Origin of the sequence: Streptomyces sp. FH025 (genome assembly GCF_017427025.1) — a bacterium.
In the GTDB taxonomy this organism is placed as follows: domain Bacteria; phylum Actinomycetota; class Actinomycetes; order Streptomycetales; family Streptomycetaceae; genus Kitasatospora.
The window spans coordinates 1-3,185 of sequence record NZ_JAFLNG010000796.1 but is presented as its reverse complement, the minus strand read 5'-3'; the positions used below and the strand labels follow the sequence as shown (position 1 = coordinate 3,185).

The window sequence follows — 3,185 nt, the reverse complement described above, 5'->3', positions numbered from 1 at the left end:
GGGTGGGGACGGCGGGTGCGCCGGCGTCCAGGCGGACGTGGAGTTCGGTGCGGGTGTCGGGCGGGCCTTGGAGGAAGAGGTAGACGACGCGGACGGTGGCGGGGTCGTCATGATGCGCGGCGACGAGGGCGAGCCGGTGGCCGTCGGCGAGCAACCGGGCGGTGCGCTCGGGGAGTTCGCCGGGTTCGAGGTCGATGGTGGTGCGCGGCACGGGTCAGCGGCCTCCGATCGCGGCGGCGGCGTCGAGCAGTTCGCGCAGCGGGGCGACGGTGACGCCGAGCGCGGCGCAGGCCGCGAGTGCGGCAGCCATCGGCAGCCACACGCTCGCCCCGACGGTGACCGGCGCGGCGGGCCCGGGTGGTGGTCCGAGCAGCATCCGGGCGCCGCGCACGGCGATCGCGGCGAAGGCGACCAGGACGAGGACGAGGGCGAGGGCGACGGTCCAGCCGAGTCCCGCGTCGAACCCGGCGCGGGCGATCCCCAGTTCGGAGGCGAAGAGGCTGAACGGCGGCAGGGCGAGCAGCGCGAGCAGGGCGAGGCCGAGGACGGCGCCGAGCGCGCGGGCACGTCCGAGGAGGCCGCGGACGCGTCCGACGCGGGTGGTGTGCGCCAGGTGCGCGAGGTGTCCGGAGGAGCAGAACGCCGCGCCCTTGGCGAGCCCGTGACCGGCCATGTGCAGCAGCAGGGCGGCCGTGGCCAGGCGGGTGCCGACGCCCGCGGCGAGGGCGATCAGGCTCATGTGCTCCATGCTGGAGTACGCGAGCATGCGCTTGTAGTCGCGCTGGGCGAGCAGCAGGACCGCGGCCAGGGCGAGGGTCGCCAGGGCGACGGCGATCAGCAGGGTGCGGGCGAAGCCGGTGCCGAGGGCGGCGTCGGCGAGCACCTTGTGGCGCAGGACGGCGGTGAAGGCGACGGCGAGCAGCACGCCGGACATCAACGCCGAGACCGGGGCGGGGGCCTGGCTGTGCGCGTCGGGCAGCCAGGCGTGCAGGGGGACGAGGCCCGCCTTGGCGCCGAACCCGAGGACGGCGAGAGCGGTGCCGAGCCGCAGGGTGGGCTGGTCGAGCCGGTCGGCGTGGGCGATCAGGGTGGGCCAGTCGAGGGCGCGGGACTCGGGGATCCCGGCGTGCCGGGCCGCGAAGTAGACCAGCACGGTGCCGAGGAAGGCGAGCGCGATGCCGACCGAGCAGATCACCACGTACTTCCAGGCGGCCTCGACACCCGCGCGGGTGCGGCGGTGGCCGACGAGGAAGGCGGTCACGATGGTGGTGGCCTCGATGGCGACCCAGAGCACGCCGAGGTTGGCGGTGAGGGTGGCCAGGGCCATCGCGGCGAGGAACAGGTGGACGAGCAGACCGTAGCGGCGGGCGTCGACGGGGTCGGTGCGTTCGGCCGCGAGGTAGGCGGGGCCGGCGGCGCAGGCCAGGGCGCCGACCGCGCCGATGCCGAGCAGGATCCACACCGTCAGGGCGTCGGCGCGCAGCAAGGCGGCGTAGGCGGTGACCGGGCCGTGCCGGAGGACTTCGGTGGCCAGCGCTCCCGCACAGGCGAGGATCACGGCGGGTGAGAACAGGCCGGCCCAGGCGGTCGCGGGCCGCCAGCCGACCGCCGGGTAGAGCGCCGCGGTGACCAGTGGAGCGGCGACGGGTCCGGAGAGGAGGAGGGCGTCGGGCATCAGTCGTGCAGCTCCCGCAGGTCGTCGAGATCGGTGCCGCCGAAGGCCGCGCGCATCCGGGCGGTGAGCACCTGGAGGACCAGCACGGCGAACAGGACGTCGAAGGAGACGCCGAGTTCGACGATCAGCGGCACTCCGGAGGTGGCGAGGAAGGCGACGGCGGTGATGCCGTTGTCCACCAGCAGGAAGCCGACCACCTGGGAGAGCGCCCGGCGGCGGGTGGCCAGGGTGAAGAAGCCGATCAGGACGACGGCCAGGCCGATCGGCAGGGCGCGGGTGGCGGGGGTGGGGGCGAGTTCGGTGAGCGGTCGGGTGACGGCGTAGGCGAGCAGGGTGAGCGCGGCGGCGGTCAGGAGTGACGCGGTGACGTTGACCAGGGGCTCGCTCTCGTGCGTCTCGCCGCCGGCGGTGAGGGCACGGCGCATCAGCCGGGGAAGGAGGCCGGCGCGCAGGGCGGCGATCAGCACGGCGACGCCGAGCAGGTCCCACCGGTGTTCGTGCCGGGCGAGGAGTACGGCGATGGCGGCCAGCGCGATCCCCTGGACCGCGAAGACCCGGATGAACGCGGCGAGTTCGCGCCGCCACAGCACCAGGACGGCGGCGAGCAGGAACACCCCGCAGGAGAGGTCCAGGAGTTGGGTGTAAAGGCTGTCGCTCATGCGCACCTCCTGATGATTCGCTCTCCCCCAGCCTTCGGCCGGGGGTACCCCCATCGTCCGATCATCCGGTCACTCTCCGGTGAGGAAGTAGGACGCGGCGACGGCGAGCAGGGCCAGCAGGAAGGAGCCGGCGAGGAGTTCGGGGACCCGGAAGAGCCGGATCTTGGCGAGGAACACCTCGGCGGCCGCCAGCAGCGCGCCCAGCAGGGCCACCTTGACGGTCACCAGGACCAGCGCGAGCACGAGGGCGGCCCCGCCGGTCCCGGTGGCGATGCCCCAGGGGGTGAACAGCGAGGCCAGCAGGCCCAGCAGGACGGTGAGCCGCAGCTGGGCGCCGAATTCGATCAGGGCGAGGTCGGGGCCGGCGTACTCCAGCACCATCGCCTCGTGGATCATCGTCAGTTCCAGGTGGGTGGACGGGTTGTCGACGGGCAGTCGGCCGGTCTCGGCGACGGTGACGGCCACCAGGGCGACGGCGGCCAGCAGCCCGGTGGGGGTGGCGAGCCGGGCGGGGTCGTGGACGGCGCCGGTGACGATGGCGGCGAGGTTGGTGGAGTCGGCCGGGATGGACAGCGCGAACACCGACATCAGCAGGGTCGGTTCGACCAGCGCCGCCACCGTCATCTCGCGGCTGGCGCCCATGCCGCCGAAGGCGGTGCCGGTGTCCAGACCCGCCAGCGCGAGGGAGACGGTGCCGAGGGCGAGCAGCGCGACCACCACGATCAGGTCCGCGTCGCCGCTGACCGGCGTGCGGGTGGAGACGAGCGGCACCAGGGCGGCGGCGACCACGGCGGTGGCCACCACGACCAGTGGGGCGGCGCGGAAGGCCGGGCCGGTGCCGGTGGCGGTGA

At 74.4% G+C, this 3,185-nt stretch carries 3 protein-coding genes and 1 pseudogene; all 4 read right to left on the bottom strand.

The features are described 5' to 3' along the window. Positions 1-211 (bottom strand): annotated as a pseudogene (locus tag J0670_RS33985) (formate hydrogenase); the annotation flags it as partial. 3 nt (positions 212-214) lie between these two features. Continuing rightward, complete coding sequence (locus J0670_RS33980; RefSeq protein WP_207816181.1) at positions 215-1,675, bottom strand: proton-conducting transporter membrane subunit; 1,461 nt, start codon at positions 1,673-1,675, stop codon at positions 215-217. Beyond that, positions 1,675-2,334 carry a hypothetical protein gene (locus J0670_RS33975; RefSeq protein WP_207816179.1) on the bottom strand — a complete coding sequence of 220 codons (660 nt, stop codon included), beginning with the start codon at positions 2,332-2,334 and terminating at the stop codon, positions 1,675-1,677. The genes J0670_RS33980 and J0670_RS33975 overlap by 1 nt, the downstream gene beginning before the upstream one ends. A gap of 69 nt (positions 2,335-2,403) precedes the next feature. Further along, the coding region (locus J0670_RS33970; protein WP_207816177.1) for a respiratory chain complex I subunit 1 family protein at positions 2,404-3,185 on the bottom strand (782 nt) is incomplete at its 5' end.